This is a genomic window from Bacillus sp. VA13 (assembly GCF_055710085.1).
The window spans coordinates 608,280-625,781 of sequence record NZ_JBVQPP010000002.1 but is presented as its reverse complement, the minus strand read 5'-3'; the positions used below and the strand labels follow the sequence as shown (position 1 = coordinate 625,781).

Annotated in this window: 23 protein-coding genes; 2 read left to right on the top strand and 21 right to left on the bottom strand. The window is 40.7% G+C overall.

The window, feature by feature from the left end:
- Positions 1 to 25 precede the first annotated feature (25 nt).
- The 21 genes from hpf to degS form a co-directional block, all read right to left on the bottom strand.
- Entirely contained in the window at positions 26 to 595 is a 570-nt protein-coding gene (gene hpf / locus AC0C66_RS11330) for a ribosome hibernation promotion factor (RefSeq protein ID WP_014115335.1), read from the bottom strand.
- A 191-nt stretch (positions 596 to 786) separates the two neighbouring features.
- A complete protein-coding gene (locus AC0C66_RS11325) occupies positions 787 to 1,164 on the bottom strand; it encodes a DUF8042 domain-containing protein (RefSeq protein ID WP_014115337.1) in 378 nt (125 codons plus the stop codon).
- 9 nt (positions 1,165 to 1,173) lie between these two features.
- The gene (fliT, locus tag AC0C66_RS11320; RefSeq protein WP_041521080.1) at positions 1,174 to 1,515 is read right to left on the bottom strand and encodes a flagellar protein FliT; all 342 of its coding nucleotides are present in this window, start codon (positions 1,513 to 1,515) and stop codon (positions 1,174 to 1,176) included.
- Positions 1,512 to 1,913, bottom strand: a complete 402-nt coding sequence (gene fliS, locus AC0C66_RS11315; protein WP_072182549.1) for a flagellar export chaperone FliS — start codon at positions 1,911 to 1,913, stop codon at positions 1,512 to 1,514. Before fliS ends, fliT begins: the two co-directional genes overlap by 4 nt.
- Positions 1,914 to 1,934: 21 nt before the next feature.
- Positions 1,935 to 3,431 carry a flagellar hook-associated protein 2 gene (locus tag AC0C66_RS11310; protein ID WP_072182548.1) on the bottom strand — a complete coding sequence of 499 codons (1,497 nt, stop codon included), beginning with the start codon at positions 3,429 to 3,431 and terminating at the stop codon, positions 1,935 to 1,937.
- A 17-nt stretch (positions 3,432 to 3,448) separates the two neighbouring features.
- On the bottom strand, positions 3,449 to 3,778 hold the full coding sequence (gene flaG, locus AC0C66_RS11305) for a flagellar protein FlaG (RefSeq protein ID WP_072182547.1): 330 nt from the start codon (positions 3,776 to 3,778) through the stop codon (positions 3,449 to 3,451).
- Between the two features lie 232 nt (positions 3,779 to 4,010).
- On the bottom strand, positions 4,011 to 4,874 hold the full coding sequence (gene hag, locus AC0C66_RS11300; RefSeq protein WP_072182546.1) for a flagellin Hag: 864 nt from the start codon (positions 4,872 to 4,874) through the stop codon (positions 4,011 to 4,013).
- A gap of 144 nt (positions 4,875 to 5,018) precedes the next feature.
- Positions 5,019 to 5,243, bottom strand: coding sequence for a carbon storage regulator CsrA (gene csrA / locus AC0C66_RS11295; RefSeq protein WP_003219727.1), 225 nt, complete (start codon positions 5,241 to 5,243; stop codon positions 5,019 to 5,021).
- Positions 5,237 to 5,668, bottom strand: coding sequence for a flagellar assembly protein FliW (gene fliW, locus AC0C66_RS11290; RefSeq protein ID WP_072182545.1), 432 nt, complete (start codon positions 5,666 to 5,668; stop codon positions 5,237 to 5,239). The genes csrA and fliW overlap by 7 nt, the downstream gene beginning before the upstream one ends.
- A 20-nt stretch (positions 5,669 to 5,688) precedes the next feature.
- Positions 5,689 to 6,264 carry a DUF6470 family protein gene (locus AC0C66_RS11285; protein WP_072182544.1) on the bottom strand — a complete coding sequence of 192 codons (576 nt, stop codon included), beginning with the start codon at positions 6,262 to 6,264 and terminating at the stop codon, positions 5,689 to 5,691.
- Between the two features lie 47 nt (positions 6,265 to 6,311).
- Positions 6,312 to 7,208: a flagellar hook-associated protein FlgL gene (flgL, locus tag AC0C66_RS11280; RefSeq protein ID WP_072182543.1), complete on the bottom strand. Its 897-nt coding sequence runs from the start codon at positions 7,206 to 7,208 to the stop codon at positions 6,312 to 6,314.
- A gap of 9 nt (positions 7,209 to 7,217) precedes the next feature.
- On the bottom strand, positions 7,218 to 8,741 hold the full coding sequence (gene flgK, locus AC0C66_RS11275) for a flagellar hook-associated protein FlgK (protein ID WP_472973580.1): 1,524 nt from the start codon (positions 8,739 to 8,741) through the stop codon (positions 7,218 to 7,220).
- 18 nt (positions 8,742 to 8,759) lie between these two features.
- The gene (gene flgN, locus AC0C66_RS11270; RefSeq protein ID WP_014115348.1) at positions 8,760 to 9,242 is read right to left on the bottom strand and encodes a flagellar protein FlgN; all 483 of its coding nucleotides are present in this window, start codon (positions 9,240 to 9,242) and stop codon (positions 8,760 to 8,762) included.
- Between the two features lie 14 nt (positions 9,243 to 9,256).
- Positions 9,257 to 9,523: a flagellar biosynthesis anti-sigma factor FlgM gene (flgM, locus tag AC0C66_RS11265; protein ID WP_014115349.1), complete on the bottom strand. Its 267-nt coding sequence runs from the start codon at positions 9,521 to 9,523 to the stop codon at positions 9,257 to 9,259.
- A 79-nt stretch (positions 9,524 to 9,602) separates the two neighbouring features.
- Positions 9,603 to 10,022: a TIGR03826 family flagellar region protein gene (locus AC0C66_RS11260; protein WP_014115350.1), complete on the bottom strand. Its 420-nt coding sequence runs from the start codon at positions 10,020 to 10,022 to the stop codon at positions 9,603 to 9,605.
- A 72-nt stretch (positions 10,023 to 10,094) separates the two neighbouring features.
- Complete coding sequence (locus AC0C66_RS11255; protein WP_061186927.1) at positions 10,095 to 10,817, bottom strand: ComF family protein; 723 nt, start codon at positions 10,815 to 10,817, stop codon at positions 10,095 to 10,097.
- Positions 10,781 to 11,077: a late competence protein ComFB gene (gene comFB / locus AC0C66_RS11250; RefSeq protein ID WP_014115352.1), complete on the bottom strand. Its 297-nt coding sequence runs from the start codon at positions 11,075 to 11,077 to the stop codon at positions 10,781 to 10,783. The genes AC0C66_RS11255 and comFB overlap by 37 nt, the downstream gene beginning before the upstream one ends.
- A 68-nt stretch (positions 11,078 to 11,145) precedes the next feature.
- Entirely contained in the window at positions 11,146 to 12,528 is a 1,383-nt protein-coding gene (comFA, locus tag AC0C66_RS11245; protein ID WP_072182572.1) for an ATP-dependent helicase ComFA, read from the bottom strand.
- A gap of 107 nt (positions 12,529 to 12,635) precedes the next feature.
- Complete coding sequence (locus AC0C66_RS11240; RefSeq protein ID WP_014115354.1) at positions 12,636 to 13,481, bottom strand: DegV family protein; 846 nt, start codon at positions 13,479 to 13,481, stop codon at positions 12,636 to 12,638.
- 97 nt (positions 13,482 to 13,578) lie between these two features.
- Entirely contained in the window at positions 13,579 to 14,268 is a 690-nt protein-coding gene (degU, locus tag AC0C66_RS11235) for a two-component system response regulator DegU (protein ID WP_003219701.1), read from the bottom strand.
- Positions 14,269 to 14,350: 82 nt separating this feature from the next.
- Positions 14,351 to 15,508, bottom strand: coding sequence for a two-component sensor histidine kinase DegS (gene degS, locus AC0C66_RS11230; protein ID WP_014115355.1), 1,158 nt, complete (start codon positions 15,506 to 15,508; stop codon positions 14,351 to 14,353).
- A gap of 215 nt (positions 15,509 to 15,723) precedes the next feature.
- Between degS and AC0C66_RS11225 the strand changes: the two genes are divergently transcribed.
- Both AC0C66_RS11225 and AC0C66_RS11220 read left to right on the top strand, forming a co-directional pair.
- Positions 15,724 to 16,377 (top strand): YigZ family protein, encoded by a 654-nt coding sequence (locus tag AC0C66_RS11225; protein WP_061186930.1) that lies wholly within the window; start codon positions 15,724 to 15,726, stop codon positions 16,375 to 16,377.
- Complete coding sequence (locus AC0C66_RS11220) at positions 16,377 to 17,501, top strand: LCP family protein (protein ID WP_061186931.1); 1,125 nt, start codon at positions 16,377 to 16,379, stop codon at positions 17,499 to 17,501. The genes AC0C66_RS11225 and AC0C66_RS11220 overlap by 1 nt, the downstream gene beginning before the upstream one ends.
- The last annotated feature ends 1 nt before the right edge of the window (position 17,502 follow it).

The window sequence follows — 17,502 nt, the reverse complement described above, 5'->3', positions numbered from 1 at the left end:
GAAAATCACGGAAGGTTGCTCTTCATTATTCAGTCGGTTCAATCAGGCCATATTTCCCGTCATTTCTGCGGTACACGACGTTTGTAAGGTTTGTTTCCGCATTTGTGAAAACAAAGAAATTATGGCCGAGCATATTCATTTGCAAGATCGCTTCTTCACTGTCCATCGGCTTTAAATTAAAGCGTTTCTGACGGACAATGTCCAAGCTCTCCTCATCTTCTATTTCATCCTGAACCGCAATATCTGTATCAGAGCCAAGGCCGTTTGCCAATAAATATTTTGGAGAGCCCTGCTCACGGAATTTACGGTTTACTTTCGTTTTGTGCTTACGGATTTGACGTTCCAGTTTGTTTGTTGCGAGATCAATTGCGTTGTACATATCCTCGTTATGCACCTCGGACCGAAGCGCCAGATCTGTCATCGGAATCGTAACCTCAACTTTAGACTCCTTGTCGTTGTAAAACTTCAAGTTGACGTTCACATCGGCATTCACGCTATGGTCAAAATAACGCTCCAGCTTGCCGATCTTCTTCTCGACATGATCCTTTAACGCGGGTGTCACTTCAATATTTTCTCCTCTGATGTTATAGTTCATCAAAGAACGCCTCCCTTTTAATTAAGGATATGTATCTATTTCTTCTTTACCCTTTACAATTCCTGCTGAAACGTAAACATTTTGTGAAAATTCAGTGAACTTTGTCGAATTGTGTTTGTATGTGCTGATGATTTGGCGGTTCGGAGGTATATGTATATGCTGATTGTAAGAAACAAATACCTCACCCTCGCCTAATTGATTACAAAGGGCTCCATACATTGATGAATGGACAGCATCCATTTTCTATAATGAATCAGAAAATGTTCTTTTAAAAACTCGCAGAACTCATAAGAGGGAAAAGAGAAAGAAACCAATTGATCAAACTCCGCAAAAATTTCGTCAAATGCTTTAATACATATTTCAGCACACCGCGTGTTCATAACAAAGAGAAGTGTTGAATGTGTTGAATCCAAATAAAAAAAGGCTTGGATCAGATCTTGGTAGATCCGATCCCCTTCTGTTTTTGATAAATTCTGTTCAGCTTCTATCAAATAACATAGCCCTTCCTCAATGGTAAAAAGAAGATGATAATAAGCTGATAAAAGCGTATAATCTTCAATGCTCTTCAAGGCACTCACCTATTTACGCTTGTCATAATATCTGCCGTCAATCGTAATGTTGTTATAAGGATTTAAATACGTCGTGTGCATCGCACGTTTCCTTTTTACCTGCTGAAGTTCTGTTGCGATTGACTGCTTTAGTCTTTTCATTTCCTTCACAATAAGCTGATCCCATGTCAGGACAAGCTTCATCTGCTTTTTTTCTTCTTCTGAAAGCGGCAGAGATATCTCCTGAATAAGTTCAGACCGTTTAGCCACAAAATCTTCAATTTGCTTTAAAAGTTCATCGCTTTCAGGTGTATCTTGTATGTGTGACAGCATACTCTGCGTCTCAGTGTATAGTTGATCTATGTTATTCATGCGATCCCGCCTGATCCGTGCCGGTCCTTCCGTTCACTTTGAATGGCTTGTTTCCATGCATCGCGAAAATCTGTTACATATCCTTCAACCTCAGCCAGCATGCTCGTATCATTTTTGATGTTTGCCTGTACCAATCTTCGATACATATAATCGTACATCGCACCCATGGAAGCGGATAGCTCTATGTTACGGTTAAGCGTAAAATTTAATTCCTGAATGATATTTTGCGCTTTAATCAGATTTTCATTTTTACGTTCCAAATCATTATTCTCAATGGCCTGAGATGCAAGTCTTATAAATTTCAAACAGCCATTATACAGCATAAGTGTCAGTTCACCGGGTGTAGCAGTATTCACTGAATTTTGCTGATAGGCTGTATAAGGATTTTGGATCGCCATGTGTCATCCTCCAAATTACATTTATTGTACAAGAAGCTGTGATAAATAGGACGCTTGTTCGTTCATTTTTTGAATCGCAGAATCCATTGCACTGAATTTTTTATAATAACGGTTTTCTATCGTGGTCAATCGGTCCTGCATTTTGGTGATATCAGTGCTGATCGTGTTTAAATTTTTACCGATTGAGTAGTCATTGGTTCCCATTGTCGAGTTGCCGGCTTTTGCTTCAATGCTTTTCACTGTGCTTTTCAGTGTGTCGCCGATGCGTTTCATAATCCCTTTATCACTATAGGCGCTGCTGTTCGTTCCGCTTGTAAATAAAGCGGCAACACTTTGCGGATCTTCTTGTATTTTTGCTTTCAGTTTATCTTCATTAATCTCTAAATGTCCCCGTAATTGGTAAGCACTTGATGTTGTGATGCCAAATTCAGTTAATTGATAGGTTTTTCCATTCGCATTTACTTGAGTATAAAAATCAGTCCGCATTTGGTTCGTACCGGTGCTTATGCTGGCATCATTTCTCAGCAATCCGCTTTTTGCCTTCTCTTCCCACAGCTCTACCTCTTTATCGGACATTGCTTCTTTTTGTTCACTCGTCAGCGGCGTATAGTCTCTGTATTTTTCTTCCTTAAGCTTTTCATTCAGGCTGTCAACCAATTCATTGTATTTATCTACAAACTCTTTAATTTGGTTATAAATCCCGTCAACATCAGTAGAAACAGATGTGGTAACAGGGCCTGTGGCTGCCGTTGTATTTTTGATCGAGTAGGTAACGCCATTAACCGTAAAGTTGTTTGTCAGCTTCTCCATTTCAAAGCCATTAATTGTGACTTTTGCATTTGTTCCTTCCTTGTAAGCAGTGAGCTTATTATCAGCGTCTAAAGAAAAACCGAGCTGACCGGACATAAAGTCGGCTGTAGAAGAGTCTGCTGCCTGTATGCTGCCTCCTGCGCCTGTTGCTTTAGAAGAAAACGCAATCGTTTCTACATACTCTGTACCGTTCCAAATTTTATCTTTAAATGCTGAGACTCCTAGATCTGAGCTGTTAAGTTTAGAAATCACATTATCAATCGTATCGGCGCTCGTCACACTGATGTTTACTGTTTTTGCCGTTGTCTCGCCAGGCGCCACAACGTTAAATGCCAAATTATAATCGCCTTGTGTGTATCCCGTGTAATTATCTGCCTTATACGTTGCTGCGGTTGCCAAGCTCGCTACTTCAACAGTAGAAGAAGAATTTGGCGCACTTGCGTTTCCTGTAGCAGTTAACACAGACTCATTGGAGCTGGTCACAGTTTTGCTCTGATACGTACTCGGATATGTCAACGTATTTTTAGACATATAATCTTGCAATTCTTTTATTTTTGAGTTTACTTCACGATAGCTGTCGCGCTGCCATTCAAGAGTCTGCTTTTTTTGTGTCAGCTTATCAAGCGGCGCTCTTTCTGTCTGCATCAGCTTTGATACGATATCATCTATATCCATTCCTGACGCCAGACCTGTTATTCTCGTGACCATTCCAAACCACTCCTAATCTACTTTTTTTCATCTACAAATAACCCAAGAAATTCAGTCATAGCCGCATAAAAATCAAGCCACCGTTTCGGCGGAATTTCGCGGATAACTTCATTTGTAGAGTCTTCTATTACTTTTACATAGTATTCATTTAACTTTTCATGAAGCTCAAACTTCAGGTGAACTTGCGAAGGTTCCAAAAGCTTGTTCATTTCCCCTACCATTTCAGCAAGATTGGTATATGAAACTTGATGAACAGGACCCTCACTCTCATGATCTTTCTGATTATGTATTTGGGTATCATAACGATCCCAAACAGGTTGTAACGTAGTGAGCCTTTCAATGTTCAATTGATCATCCCCTATGCCCCAATCTATCGTTTATATCGACTAAGTAGAGAGAAGATTACACATATTTTTGGAAAAAAACTCATCTGTTTTAGATTTCTTGTTTGGAAATACATTTATAAAGCAGGTGAAGAATCTGATTATTATATCACGAGTAATAGACAGCAAGGGGAATGATTCGGAGATAAAAACATAAATAAAAGACCCTGGCAAAGCCAAGGTCTTTTTTAAAAAATTAACGTAACAATTGAAGTACGTTTTGCGGCTGTTGGTTAGCTTGAGCAAGCATCGCTTGAGAAGCTTGAGAAAGAATGTTGTTCTTTGTGAACTCGCTCATCTCTTTAGCCATGTCAACGTCACGGATACGAGACTCAGCAGCTGTCAGGTTTTCACCAGAAGCGCTCAAGTTGTTGATTGTATGCTCAAGACGGTTTTGAACTGCACCAAGTTTAGAACGTTGGTTAGAAACTTGAGTGATTGCTTCATCAATCCCGGAAAGTTGATTATCGAATGATGAAGTATCAAACGTTGTTACATCGATATCGCTGATTGCTACAGTTGTTCCAAGGTCTGCTGCTTTCATGCTGTCGATATTTACTGTTAATTGCTGTCCTTTATTTGCACCAATTTGGAATGTAAGGTCTGCTGTCCCGCTAGCAAAAGAACCATCTAATAGGTTTTTACCGTTGAATTGTGTACGGTCTGCAATCCCGTTCGCACCAGTCCCACCGCCAATTTCTTCTTTTAGAGCGGAGATTTCGTCTTGGATAGATTTAAGATCATCTGCTTGCTGTGTACCAGTGTTTCCAGCTTGGACTACTAGCTCACGCATACGTTGAAGGATTGCATGAGTTTCAGTTAATGCACCCTCAGCTGTTTGGATAAGAGAGATTCCATCTTGAGAGTTTTTAGAAGCCATTTCAAGACCTCTGATTTGTCCTCTCATTTTTTCAGAGATCGCAAGACCTGCTGCGTCATCTCCCGCACGGTTGATACGAAGTCCTGAAGAAAGTTTCTCCATGTTCTTTTGTGCTGCTCCGTTGTTTGAACCCAAACGATTCAATGTGTTAAGTGCTGCGATATTGTGGTTAATTCTCATTGTTTTGTTCCTCCCTGAATGTGTTTTTAGGCACGTCCTTGTGCCTCATTTTTTATAACCGGCGGAGTCTCTTGCGTCTCCTCCCGGCTACATCATTAATATCGGATCGTCTCTGATTTTGTTAATACCAAAATAAAAAAATCCTCACTTTTTTTGTGAGGATAATGCGGAGATTACATCGCTGGATAACGCTGCCGCACGGTTATTTTCTTCCTGAATGGTCAAATATATTTCTTTCCTGTGAATATCAATATGCTTTGGGGCGTCAATTCCAAGTTTCACTTGGTCACCCTCAACCGCAATGACTTTCACTTCAATATCAGCACCTATTTGAATCGCTTCGTTTATTTTCCGGGATAAAACTAGCATGATTCTCCTCCAATCGGATGCTTTGTCGTATACGAGGAGTCGTGTAAAACGACTTGCTTAGCCATCATGTTTTTGCGATTCACAATAATGGGAGCCAATAAATTGGCAGTAGATTTTTCGAACGGCTCTGCCATGGTCAGTATTGTCATGACTTCTACGTCTTCAATATTATCGATATCCAAAAGTTCAGCAGTTGATTCATCAAGGTCAAATTCATAATTCTTAAAAAAGACGAACGGACTTACAACAATGAACGCAAGATTTTCTGAAGTGACGGACTGCAGCGCCACGAATGGAGAGTCTTCTGAAAGCGGAAGTATGACGAACTGTTTTTCTTCTAAAAAGCCCGGAATCCCGTTTTCAAAAAGAATGATTTGTTCTTCTTTTACGTTCATTTGGCCATGGTACTTTGTATGAATGATCATTGTTCACGATCCTTTTCTGTTTACTTTTCGTGTGATTCTTTCGGGTATTCTACATCTATATTTAAATCAGGGTATTGAAGCATGTCAACCTTAACGTTTCCCGGCGTATATTCAACAACTGGCTTATGCGGTTCAGCCTGAATAACAGGCTTTCTCGGCGTAATCTGAATATCAAGCTCTGACGGGGTATATTGTATTTTCACCCTTGAAAAAGAAGAAGCATAATGTTCGCCTAATTGAATCTGGTGCATCTCAGAGTTCCTCCTTGCTTGTGAAGCGATTGGGTTCCCCTTATTTTCAATTCTCATAAGCTCGGCGCCTTCTTCTGCAGTGCGGGCTATTCCCTCCATTACATCCTCATGCCCTTGTTGGGCGGCTTCTTCGATTCTCTTGAATATATGTTTTCTGTCTAATTCTTCCCATGCTTGCGTCTGGTCAATCGTGAGTTTTCCAGGTGTCACCGAAATTTCCATTTCCGCGCTTGGCTGTTCGATCTCTAGATCGGCTTGCGGCTGCTCCATTTTTAAGCTGGCGGGCGTCGTTGTTAAACCAATTTTCCCTTGAACACTATGCATAATCAATCTGGGAATTTGCATCACTCTACCTCCTGAACTATAAAAAAAGCGAACTCCTGAGAGCCGCTTTACTTTAAAAAGTCAATCAATGTAGGCTGAACAATTTGTGCATTTACAGCCAGGGTAGCCCTGTGCACGCTTTGCTGCGCAATAAATTCAGTTATTATTTCTTCCAGTTCTACATCTTCATTGTCTGACAACACTTTTGTAGCTGTTTCTTCTTGAGCTGAAAGTCTTGTATTAACCAGTTCAAGACGATTATATCTTGCTCCAAGATCAGAGCGTTCAGCGCTCATGCCGCCAGAAAATTGATCAATATCATCTAAAACATTGTCCATGCCATCTAGTGAACCTGAACTCAGTGCTTTCTCAAATGAGTCAAGCATTTCAAATACATTCTGTCCGCTTTCAGAGGTGCCTCCAAAAGCTGACTTTGGATCTGAATTCACTTTCAATGTCATATTATTTGATATATTGACAACAACATCAGCAGTATCAGAAATTGTATAAGTTCCGTCTCCGTTATCTGTAACCGGAGGCTTGTCTGAATTTGTGCCGTTAAAGATATATCTTCCGTTCACTTGTGTATTCGCAATATTTAAAAGCTGTTCCTTTAACTGCTTCACTTCTACGCCAATCGCTTGCCGCTCCGCTTCGCCGTTTGTATCACTTTGAGCTTGAACAGCTAATTCTCTGACCTTTGATAGGATGTCAATTCCTTCAGTAATGTTTGTTTCTGTGTTTTCGAGCCAGGTAAAGGCTTGAGAAGCATTACTTTTATATTGCTGCACTTGAGACAATTGCGTCGTATACTTTAAGCTTTTCATCGCTACTACAGGATCGTCGGAGGCTTTTGAGATTTTTTTTCCTGAAGAAATCTGTGATTGAAGTTTATCCAGCTTCGAGTAGCTTGAACCGATATATCTCAATGAGTTTTGCTGAATCATCCCTTGTGTTACTCTCATTTGATCTACCTACCTTCCTCCGACACCCATGCCATTGATCACTTTGTCGAGTATTTCGTCTTGTAACGTTACCATTCTCGCAGCAGCATTGTATGCGTGTTGGAATTGAATCATATTGGTCATTTCTTCGTCTAAAGAGACCGCGCTCATTTGCTGACGGTTGATGTCAGCATCATTGAGCTGTGTTTCTGTATTAGACGCCAGGCGATTCGCCTCTTGAGCTTTGATCCCCAGCTCGCCAATCAAACCCGCATAATAATCTAACACACTAGTTTCTTTGCCATTAATGATCATTTTACCGGTTAAAACATTCGCTAATTTTGTAGCATTTGCATTATCGTTGGCTGCACCAGTCAGTGAGAAAGCAATGTTTGCGCCTTTAGAATCTATTATGCTGTCAGCAACTTTAATCTTGCCCGCTGCTCCCTTTGCAGGCTCAGTGTCACCGCCAGTAAAATCAAAAAAGTCCCCGCCTTGTTCACCGCTCTTGGTCAAACCATTTCTGTGCACTTCATTGAAAGCTTTCGCGAATTCAAGGGCCATATTGTCAAGGTCAGTTAGCATTTCAGGGTATATGCCCTTTTCTTCACCGTCTGCTGTTATATACCCGTAAGACTCTACAAATCCTAAAAGGGATCCCTTACTGCTGAATGACTCCACCTGTACAGCCGTATCTCCGATTGAAATACTTGATACTAACCCAGTTTCATTATCATAGTTGGCTGCAAGTTCTGAAACCGCGTAATTTTTACCGTCCAAAACAGTTCCCAGCGACTGTTTATTTTTATCAAGGATTTCAATTGATACAGTTCCCTCAGCAGAAGAAAGTGCATTCCCTCCTGATTTGTTGTAGCTGACTTTGATATCAACCATTGAGGATAATTTATCTATCAGCAAATCTCGCTGGTCATATAAGCCATTCGGAAGAAGTCCGACCGGTTCTACTTGTGCAATTTGCTTATTTAAACTGTTTAATTGAGAAAGCAGAGAATTAACGTCCAACACAGTTGTATTTAGTTCTGCTTTTAAGTTCGATTGAACATTTGTAAGTGATTCAGAAATATAATTAAACGTTTCAGCTACAGCTTGTCCTTTTCGAGCAACAACAGAACGCGCACTGTCTTCATTAGTATTATTCGATAATTCCTGAAGGGAATTCCAAAACGAATTGAGCACACTGTTCAAGCCGCTGTCATCGGTCTCATTTAAAACGCCTTCCATTTGGGACAGAGCTTTGACTTTCGTGTCATAGTATCCGGCACTGTTGTTTTGAAGGCGGTATTGGTAGTCAAGAAAGATATCTCTTATTCTCTCAACTGACTTCCCTTGAACACCCGTTCCCATTTGTCCCGCGGTTTTTTCTGCATTTTTTGATACAGCAGGGAAATAGTCAGTTGCCTCTAATGAGACTCGCTGTCTTGTATAACCATCAGTATTGGCATTTGCCACGTTATTTGCAGTAGTGCTTAACGCTGCTTGCTGAGCGCTTAACGCCCGCCTTGCAGTTTCAAGCCCCATAAAGGTAGATGTCATATTCTGAATTCCTTTCTGCTAAGCTTTTGAATCAAAAAGTTTCATTGGGCTGCTCTTTGGAAGCTCAGCTTTAATTGATTTGCTGTAATTGAAATTATTTTCCTTAGGAACCAGCATATCGTACGAAATAGAGATGAATTGCAGCGCGTCTCTCGTCAACTGCCTATTCATCTCATTCACTTCTTTCAGATGTCCGAGAACGTTAGAAAGAGCTTCGTATAATTGTTCCAGCTCTTCCTTTTCACTGCCTGAAGTTTTGGCGATACATGCGGAAATGGTGTTATTGTCGCTGTATCCGAGAAAGGCGGAAGTCGCCTTGATCCGGTCATCTTCTGTCTGCCCGATTGCTTGAATATACTTTTGTTCTTTTGTCAAAATGTTAGAAAGCTCTTTTGTTTTGCCGGCTTTGAGCGCTTCCGTCTTTTCCTCAGACAGCGTGAGCAGGTGCTCATGCAGAACGCAAAGTCGCTTCAATTGTTCAATAATTGGCTTTGCTGACATGGGCTTTCTCCTTTTTATTGCTTTTTATAAAAATCAATCATATTTTTTGCTATATGATTTGCGTCTACTTTGTATGACCCATTTTCAATTTGCGCTTTAAGCTGCTCAATTTTTTCCTGGCGTGAACCAGTGACTGCGTCGGATGCATTTTGCAGTTCCTTAGCCTGTGATGAAATTTCAATTTTATCTTGAGGCTGTGCAGCAGTTTTTTGCACCGCTTGCTTTTCATAATTTTTTTGGTATGGATTAACGGATTGTGTTCCAAATTGATTGATTTTCATAGGATTCCTCTCGCTTTCCGTTGCAGTCTTTAAACAATCTAACCCTTTTATCGACTGCGGTTTCAGTTAGTTTAGGGAATCAGTTGTTTTTGGTATTATAGGCATAGTATGTGTCTTTTTTACTATTTTCCTTCTCTGTTTTCAGTGCGTCCTCGTGGTCCAAATGATCCATTTGAGCCTTTAAATCGGACTGACAAGCCTTGCAGAACTTGCCTTCCCGAATCGATGTCCCGCACCTTTCACATGGGTATGCCAAATTAGGGAGATGAGTGATTTGAATGCGTTTCTGCCTGATGAATTTCAATATCAGCTCTTCTTCTACACCTGTTTCCTCGGTTATCCGGCTCAAAGTCGATTGCCGGTTTTCCTGCTTCCTTAAAAACTTATATACAATCTCAAATGATGTTTCTTCTTCCTTAATACACGCCTGACATACGGTTTGCAGCTTTGTTTTTAAAAATAAAGCATTGCATTTCGGACAATTCGCCAGTTCTCCCATCTTTTTTCTCCTTATTCGATAATATGCCTGTGTTAATTTCTAGTGATTATATCGGCATAAAAACAGAATCATTTAGCTTCTGATTAAGGTAAAAGATGCCACTGAAGCGGCTTTTCCTTTCTCTAATAAACAGCGGGCTGCAAAATGCAAAGTGGCGCCTGTTGTATAAAGATCGTCTATTAAAATGATATTCATACCTTCGGCTGAGTTGTTTTTTGTATCAAAAATACGTGCTGAAAGCAGGCGTTCTGTTTTCTTTTTCTTAGACTGTTTCTCATTATTCAGGCGGATGAGGGGATGGTGGATAGGCCGGTCTAAACATTCTGCCAGGAGCTGTGCCTGGTTAAATCCGCGCTCTTTTTCCCGTTCCTTGCTCAGCGGAATAGGAACAAGAACAAAATGCTTATCGGGGTAAACCTGTGAGAAGGTTGAAGAAAAATCACTTTTAAAAGCATTTATGATTTCTGCATCTCCTCTAAATTTAAAACGGGAGAGCGTTTCTTTCATCATATCATTATATGTGTAAACTGAACGGTTTTGGCGCAGCAGCAAGCTGTCACTGACTCTTGATTTCCACGCCTCGCAATCCCTGCATACCGCATGAACGGATTGAGGCCTGCCGCACAGGGTGCAGATATGTCCTGTGATTTTCTTTAATTTGCTTCTGCAGGTATGGCAGACCTTTTCTTCAGGCTTTAATAAAAAAAGAGCTCTCCATGTAATAGCTTGAAAAAATGGTGAATCGCATAATAGACAGATCAGTTTATAAATGCCCCCTCCTGCTTCATTTGGCATAAATCGCTTGGACTCTCTGATACCACAGCAGCAGATTCAGCCAAAATGACAAGCATAGCCGTGTTTTTTTGTTTATCTACAAGCTCAGCTTTTGTATATGCGATCTTTTGAAGATCAGTGACGTAGGATGGTCTTACTTTGTTTAAAGAAAGTGCCAATACATCGTTTTTGCATACTTGGCAAGTGCAGATCATATGAAGCTGATCCATATATCGGTCGAGCAGTTCTTTCATTACGATTTCTTTTGAATTGACAAGCATTTTTACAGCTCCTCATCGTCGGTTATATGAGTATACTGTACCACGTTTTCAAATAATGGCTAGTCTGTTCATTCATTTTTTGCTGCCAAGGCATTCATTTCTTTTATATGCTTTCTTGCATCCAGCATACTCTTTGTTTTTCCGTAGTGAAAGAAAATGACATCACCGTCTGCATGCTCTTTATGCCGCCCGGTTCTTCCTGCGATTTGAACAAGTGCGCTTTCCGTAAAGATAGGCGATTCCGCCCCTAATACACCCGTTTGCACCTTGGGAATCGTGACGCCTCTTTCTAATATTGTTGTTGTGATTAAGAGATCAAGCTGACCGTCTCTGAATTGCTGTACTTTCTCTTTTCTGTGTTTATCTTCCGCATGCACTGCCGCTGCTCGGCAATTAACATCTTTAAAGCATACAACTGCCTTTTCCAGAACAGTAACGGAGGGAACAAACAAAAAAACCGGCCTCCCTTCTTCCACATGAAACTCTATCCATCTTTTTACCGCTAGCGGGATTTTATTTCGGTATAATTTCTTTTTCCAGTTTCCACACCATAGAAAGCGCGGTTCGGGCAAAGGTTTTCGATGGTGTCTTGCTGGAATACGGACTGAATATAACTGTCCATTCAGTGTTTTCCTTTTTAATTCTTGAGGAGGTGTTGCACTTAAATAAACAAGGGTGCTGTTTTTCTTTCTAGCTTTTTGAACAGCGAACTGAAGTGTTTGATCAGCAGAATACGGAAACGCATCAACTTCATCAATGATTATAACGTCGAATGCCCCTTTATATCGCAAAAGCTGATGTGTGGTAGAAATCATAAGCGGAGATAAACAGCCTTTGTCATCACTTCCTCCGTAAAGTGCTGAAATGTCAGCACACTGAAAGGCAGCCTTGAGTCTAGGAGCAAGCTCTAATACTACATCTGTGCGGGGTGTCGCAATACATACACGCAACCCTTGATTTAACGCGGATTCTATACCGGGGAATAACATCTCTGTTTTGCCAGCGCCGCAAACAGCCCAAATGAGGGACTCTTCTTTTTTTGATATTGCATCAATTAAGACATTGGCGGCTTTTTGTTGTCCGCTTGAAAGCTTGCCATCCCATGTCAGCTTTATTTGCGGCCAGTTTGGTTCATCCTCCTCTATCCACGAATATAAAGGAACATTCTCACTCACTCTGCCCATCATGACACAGGAACGGCAATATAGCTGATTCTTTCCAGATGAGAGACAAAAAGAAAAATACCGCTGATCATTTTGGCCGCACCTATTACACTTATATCCCCGTTTATTTATGGATATAGAGTTTTGGGCAGCGACATATCCATTTTCGATATGCCATTCAATCAACTTATCGGAAAATGGGAGTTCGGTTCTGAGCAAATGACGGCTTTGAAGCGTCTGCTGCAATTCTTTTGAAAAAGAAATGTTCTTTTCTGCTGGCACAATCAGCATAGCACCGCCTCCTTTCGAGACAGTATGCCTTAGTGAATATTTTCTGTCCAGCAATCAAAATAAGAATATAAAAAAATCTCCGCTGTTAAAACGGAGATTTTACGTTATTTAAAACACCAGCATATTCCTAGCGCACCCTCACCCAAATGAGTGCCGATTACCGCGCCAAAATAACTGTTATAAAATTCAACGTGAGGATATTTTGCAGAAAGCTCTTCAATGATTTTCGCTGCTTCTTCTTCTCGATTAGCGTGGATAACAGCAGCACGCATAGGCAATCCTTTACTCGCATCTTCGTCTAAAAGCTCATAAATTCGCGAAATTGCTTTTTTACGTGTGCGAATCTTCTCAAAAGGCACAATTACCTTATTGTCAAAATGAAGAATAGGCTTTACCTTTAGAAGACTCCCAATGAAGGCTTGAGCGCTGCTTAATCGTCCGCCCCGCTGAAGATGGGCTAAATCATCTACCATAAAATACGCCCGAACTGTTTTTTTCATTTCTTCCAGTTCTTTTATGATATCTTCCGGCGATGATGCTCCATTTCTGATTAATTCAGCAGCTTTAAGAGCATAAAAGCCTTGAGCCAAACAGCTGATCTCTGAGTCAAATGGATACACTTCAATATTGTCAACCATTGTGTCAGCCGCTGCTGCACTGCTGAACGTTCCGCTGATCCCGCTGGAAAGATGGATACTGATGACCGCATCATAAGACTTGCCAAGCTCTTCATACAAAGCAACCAGTTCGCCGATTGACGGCTGAGAAGTCGTCGGAAGCTCGGTATGTTTTTTTACTTCATCGTAAAAGCTTTTCCAGTCCAGTTCGATTTCTTCACGATAAGTTTCTTCACCAAAAACAACCTGGAGAGGGATCATATGTATTTGATGTTGTTCACGCATTTCTTTCGGAATATATGCCGTGCTGTCTGTTACGACTGCAATATTCATAGCTTCGATACCTGCCTTATTGCTTTATAACTCTATTGTAAGGGAAACGGCAGCCTAAAAAAAGACCTGCCTAGTAAAAGGCAAGTCTCGTATTATACTATCTCATTTCTACCCAGCCATTTTTAATGGCGACCACAACGGCTTGCGTCCGGTCGTTTACATTCATTTTTTGCAAAATATTGCTCACATGGTTTTTAACGGTTTTCTCACTGATAAACAATGATTCACCAATACCGCGGTTGCTTTTTCCGTCTGCAAGCATCTGCAGCACTTCACATTCCCGCCGGGTTAAAATATGTAATGGTCTGCGGATTTCAGGGTAAACCTCATGCTGAGGATGTGCAGAAACTCCGCTTGTTGCAAGACGGCGGAATTCGTTAACGAGATTGTGAGTAACCTTCGGATGAAGGTAAGAACCGCCCTCGGCAACTACTTTAACCGCTTCGATTAATGTATCAGCATCCATCTCTTTCAGCAGATAACCTCTTGCGCCTGTTTTCAGGGCATGTGTTACATAATTTTCGTCATCGTGAATTGATAGAATAATTACTTTAGATTCGGGATACAGCTCTACAAGCTGTTTTGTAGCTTCCACACCATTTACGTTTGGCATATTGATATCCATGATCACAACATCAGGATGATAGTGCTCAACAATACGAGCCGCTTCGTCTCCGTCGTCACCTTCGGCTACCACTTCAAAGGTAGGTTCAAAATCCAATATCCGTTTAACACCTTCACGAAATAACTGATGGTCGTCGATAATAACAATGTTTACTTTAGTCACAAGCCACGCCTCCTTGTATTATTGTTCAATATACTCTAGCATTCGGTCAATATGCCTTTTGGCTCTATTTTACAAATCATAGTCAAAGAGATAACGGAACCTTAATCATAATAAATGTCCCAAGACCTATTTTTGAATCTATTGTCATGGTTCCTTCCAATAGATCTACTCTTTCTTTCATGCCCAGCAAGCCGAATGATTTGTTTTTCTTCTCTTTCGCTTCCTTCAAGTCGAACCCTTTTCCGTTATCTTTTATCATTAAAATCACAAAATCCTTTGTGATTTCAACTTTGACTGTAATTTCTTCAGATTCAGAATGCTTTAGCGCATTAGACACAGCTTCCTGTGCGAGCCTGAAGAGCGCAACTTCAAACTGAGGCGCAAGCCGCTGATCCTCTGTTTCACCAATGCACTGAAAATGTATTTTGACCTTCCCGTTATATTCCTCGGTTGTATATAGGTATTTTCTTAAAGTTGGAATCAGGCCTAGGTCATCAAGGGCCATCGGTCTTAAATCATATATAATCCTTCTCACTTCGTAAAGGGCATTCCGCACATTTTGACGGAGATTTTTAATTTCTTGGAATCCGTCCTCAGTACCCCGGTCACGGAAAATCCGCTCGATTAATTCCGATCTCATCATAACATTTGCCAGCATTTGAGCAGGTCCGTCATGAATTTCTCTGGAGACTCTTTTTCGCTCTTCTTCCTGTGCCTCAATAATTCTTAAGCCGAAATCCTGTTTTGCCTGAGCATCAGCAAGAAGGAGTCCGACCTCGCGCAAATCCTGATTCAAGTAGTTAAGCACAACTGTTATTTGGCTTACTAATGATTCAGACCGCTCAATGATTTCCTGAAGGCCTAACAATCTTCGCTCTAAATCATCCCGGCGTTCCCGCAGTTGCTTCTCACGCTGCTGGATCATCGTCAATTCTACCTGCAGTTTATGGGCTTTTTCGTAAGCATTGCGGATTTCTTCTTCACTGAACCTATGAAAATTGCGGCTGACCTCGGATAAACGGTTTCTCGCATGGCGGGTTTGCACTTCAAGTTTATCGCCAAGCTCGATAACTTCATACACCTGCTGTTTAATTTGTTTCAGTTCTTCAACCAGCTGTTCATACTGCTGGCGTGACTGCTCCCCGATTTGAAAAACCTCGTCCTTGCTCCCGTCAACGGTTTTCAGCATCTTCATCAAAATAGAATCCAGAACTTTGGAATCCATCTTTGTTTTATTCATAATTTCCCTCCGTCACGGCGTTGTCATATATTTTTATTATAAATGTAATTGATATGCAAATTATGTCGAATTATAATGAAAGAATGCGTATATTCTAGAAAAAAACAATTTTATATACCTTCCATTCTTTATGATACCAAAATACGCACAAAAATTCTAAAGACTGTACGAATTTGTATAGGCAGTCTTTTATGCTTAGCAGGGGGTCAGCAAGCATGCTGCACAGCTATTTTACTGTGAAAGAAGCAGGAGAACACGAGATTGTTATAGAAAAATCGCGTTTTATCTGTCATTTAAGCCGTGTTTCTACCGAACAAGAGGCACAGGAATTTATACAGAAAATAAAGAAACAGCACTGGAATGCGACTCATAATTGCTCGGCTTACGTAATTGGCGAGAACGATCATATCCAAAAAGCCAATGACGATGGAGAACCAAGTGGTACAGCGGGAGTGCCAATGCTTGAAGTATTAAAAAAACGCGGACTTAAGGATACTTGCGCCGTCGTTACACGATACTTTGGAGGCATTAAACTTGGAGCCGGCGGATTAATTCGCGCTTATGGGAAATCAGTGTCTGAAGGATTAAATCATATAGGTGTTGTAGAACGGAAGCTTATGCGGGTCATGCACACTTCCGCAGATTACACTTGGCTTGGCAAGATAGAAAATGAATTAAGGGAATCACAATTTCTATTAAAGGAAATCCATTATGCCGAAAATGTTGAATTCGAAACATACGTGGAAGAAAAAGAAACAAACACATTTTCTGAGTGGATGACAGAACTGACAAATGGAAAGAGTGATATTAAAGAGGGAGAGTTGACGTATCTTGAAAAAGCCGTCAATCACATAAAGGAGACTGAATAATGGCTGAACGCGTTAGAGTGCGTGTGCGAAAAAAGAAAAAGAGCAAACGCAGGAAAATTTTAAAAAGAATTATGTTATTGTTTGCCCTTGCATTATTGGTAGTCGTAGGGCTAGGTGGATATAAACTTTATAAAACCATTAACGCTGCGGATGATTCATACGATGCCCTTTCCCGCGGAAATAAATCAAATCTTCGCAGCGAAGTTGTAGACATGAAGAAAAAACCATTTTCTATTTTATTTATGGGAATAGAGGATTACGCGACCAAAGGACAAAAAGGGAGATCAGACTCTCTTATTGTAGTTACCCTTGATCCCAAAAATAAAACCATGAAAATGCTGAGCATTCCGCGTGATACACGGGTGCAATTAGCCAGTGACACAACCGGAAGCAAAACAAAGATTAATGCCGCTTTCAGCAAAGGCGGAAAAGATGAGACAGTTGAAACCGTTGAAAACTTCTTGCAAATCCCGATCGATAAATATGTGACAGTTGATTTTGACGGATTTAAAGATGTGATTAATGAAGTCGGCGGTATTGATGTAGATGTGCCTTTCGATTTTGATGAAAAAAGTGACGTAGACGAAAGCAAACGGATCTACTTTAAAAAAGGCGAGATGCACTTAAACGGCGAAGAAGCCTTGGCGTATGCCCGTATGAGAAAACAGGATAAACGCGGAGATTTTGGCCGTAATGACAGACAGAAACAAATTTTAAATGCACTGATTGACCGAATGTCAAGTGCAAGCAACATTGCTAAGATCGATAAAATCGCAGAAAAAGCAAGCGAAAACGTTGAAACCAATATCCGCATTACGGAAGGTTTAGCGCTGCAGCAGATTTACAGCGGCTTTACTAGCAAGAAAATTGACACGTTGAGCATCACAGGTTCTGATTTGTATTTAGGGCCTAACAACACGTATTATTTTGAACCTGATGCCACAAATCTGGAGAAAGTCAGAAAAACGCTCCAAGAGCATTTAGATTATACTCCAGATACAAGCAGCACTGGCACAGATGAAAGTACGACAACTGACGGTACGACAAGCGGAAGCAGCTATTCGAATGACAGCAGCACAAGCTCAAACAATACAACGAATTCAACAACTGATTCATCTTATTAAA

What these genes read in the sequence shown, in the direction of transcription:
- hpf (WP_014115335.1), bottom strand. Translation starts at nt 595, where the DNA reads ATGAACTATAACATCAGAGGAGAAAATATTGAAGTGACACCCGCGTTA.
- fliT (WP_041521080.1), bottom strand. Translation starts at nt 1,515, where the DNA reads ATGAATAACATAGATCAACTATACACTGAGACGCAGAGTATGCTGTCA.
- fliS (WP_072182549.1), bottom strand. Translation starts at nt 1,913, where the DNA reads ATGGCGATCCAAAATCCTTATACAGCCTATCAGCAAAATTCAGTGAAT.
- AC0C66_RS11310 (WP_072182548.1), bottom strand. Translation starts at nt 3,431, where the DNA reads ATGGTCACGAGAATAACAGGTCTGGCGTCAGGAATGGATATAGATGAT.
- hag (WP_072182546.1), bottom strand. Translation starts at nt 4,874, where the DNA reads ATGAGAATTAACCACAATATCGCAGCACTTAACACATTGAATCGTTTG.
- csrA (WP_003219727.1), bottom strand. Translation starts at nt 5,243, where the DNA reads ATGCTAGTTTTATCCCGGAAAATAAACGAAGCGATTCAAATAGGTGCT.
- fliW (WP_072182545.1), bottom strand. Translation starts at nt 5,668, where the DNA reads ATGATCATTCATACAAAGTACCATGGCCAAATGAACGTAAAAGAAGAA.
- AC0C66_RS11285 (WP_072182544.1), bottom strand. Translation starts at nt 6,264, where the DNA reads ATGCAAATTCCCAGATTGATTATGCATAGTGTTCAAGGGAAAATTGGT.
- flgL (WP_072182543.1), bottom strand. Translation starts at nt 7,208, where the DNA reads ATGAGAGTAACACAAGGGATGATTCAGCAAAACTCATTGAGATATATC.
- flgK (WP_472973580.1), bottom strand. Translation starts at nt 8,741, where the DNA reads ATGACATCTACCTTTATGGGGCTTGAAACTGCAAGGCGGGCGTTAAGC.
- flgN (WP_014115348.1), bottom strand. Translation starts at nt 9,242, where the DNA reads ATGTCAGCAAAGCCAATTATTGAACAATTGAAGCGACTTTGCGTTCTG.
- flgM (WP_014115349.1), bottom strand. Translation starts at nt 9,523, where the DNA reads ATGAAAATCAATCAATTTGGAACACAATCCGTTAATCCATACCAAAAA.
- AC0C66_RS11260 (WP_014115350.1), bottom strand. Translation starts at nt 10,022, where the DNA reads ATGGGAGAACTGGCGAATTGTCCGAAATGCAATGCTTTATTTTTAAAA.
- AC0C66_RS11255 (WP_061186927.1), bottom strand. Translation starts at nt 10,817, where the DNA reads ATGCCAAATGAAGCAGGAGGGGGCATTTATAAACTGATCTGTCTATTA.
- comFB (WP_014115352.1), bottom strand. Translation starts at nt 11,077, where the DNA reads ATGCTTGTCAATTCAAAAGAAATCGTAATGAAAGAACTGCTCGACCGA.
- AC0C66_RS11240 (WP_014115354.1), bottom strand. Translation starts at nt 13,481, where the DNA reads ATGAATATTGCAGTCGTAACAGACAGCACGGCATATATTCCGAAAGAA.
- degS (WP_014115355.1), bottom strand. Translation starts at nt 15,508, where the DNA reads ATGAATAAAACAAAGATGGATTCCAAAGTTCTGGATTCTATTTTGATG.
- AC0C66_RS11225 (WP_061186930.1), top strand. Translation starts at nt 15,724, where the DNA reads ATGCTGCACAGCTATTTTACTGTGAAAGAAGCAGGAGAACACGAGATT.
- AC0C66_RS11220 (WP_061186931.1), top strand. Translation starts at nt 16,377, where the DNA reads ATGGCTGAACGCGTTAGAGTGCGTGTGCGAAAAAAGAAAAAGAGCAAA.